General features: G+C 73.1%; 1 protein-coding gene. It reads left to right on the top strand.

Going from position 1 to position 762, the window contains the following annotated elements:
• Positions 1 to 267: 267 nt before the first annotated feature.
• A complete protein-coding gene (locus E2651_RS43520) occupies positions 268 to 645 on the top strand; it encodes a hypothetical protein (RefSeq protein WP_135336766.1) in 378 nt (125 codons plus the stop codon).
• The last annotated feature ends 117 nt before the right edge of the window (positions 646 to 762 follow it).

The raw sequence follows: 762 nt of genomic DNA, 5'->3' as shown, positions 1-762 counted from the left end.
GTCCACCCCCCAGTCCGCCCCTCGCCAGCCCGGCCCTCAGTCTGGCCCTCGCCAGCCCGACCCTCGGGGGTCCGGCTCCCGGGAGTCCGGCTCTCGGGAGTCCGGCTCTCGGGAGTCTGAACCTCGGAAGCCCGGTTTTCGGGCGACGGATCCTGCTCCGGCGCCTCTGGAGCATCCGGCACCTCCGGTGCACCTGGCGCCTCCGGAGATGCCGCCGCCTCCGGAGCAACCGCCGCCCCCGAATGGAACGGCCGCGGCAAGGAGTGGGTGCGGATCGGCGGACCGGCACGCCGCATCTTCGCGGGCGGGGCGGGCCTGTTCGCCACCAACCCCAGGAGCGGTGACATCTACCGGTTCGGCGGCCTGCCAGGGGCCTGGACCCGCATCGGCGGTCCGGGCAAGACCTTCGTAGTCGTCGGCGGACGGCTCTATGGCCTGTCGCCCGACAACAGCGGCGACAACAGCGGCGTCAAGAGCGGCGTCTACGAGTGGACGGGCAAGGGCCACGCCTGGACGAAGATCGGCGGCCCGGCAGGCCTCATCCGCGCGGACGGCGACTGCCTGTTCGCCACCAACCCCGAAACCGGCGACCTGTACCGCTACCTCGGCCGCCCCCACGAGTGGCAACGCGCCGACGGCCGCTGACAGCCGCTGACAGCCGCTGACGGCCGCTGACGGCCGTTGACGGCCGTTGACGGCCAGCCGAGGCCGAGCCGCTTGCCCCGCCCACCCAACCAAGTACCCGGGGCAATCGGGTGGGTG

Source organism: Streptomyces sp. MZ04, from assembly GCF_004684775.1.
In the GTDB taxonomy this organism is placed as follows: domain Bacteria; phylum Actinomycetota; class Actinomycetes; order Streptomycetales; family Streptomycetaceae; genus Streptomyces.
This window is presented reverse-complemented; position numbering and strand designations above follow the sequence as displayed.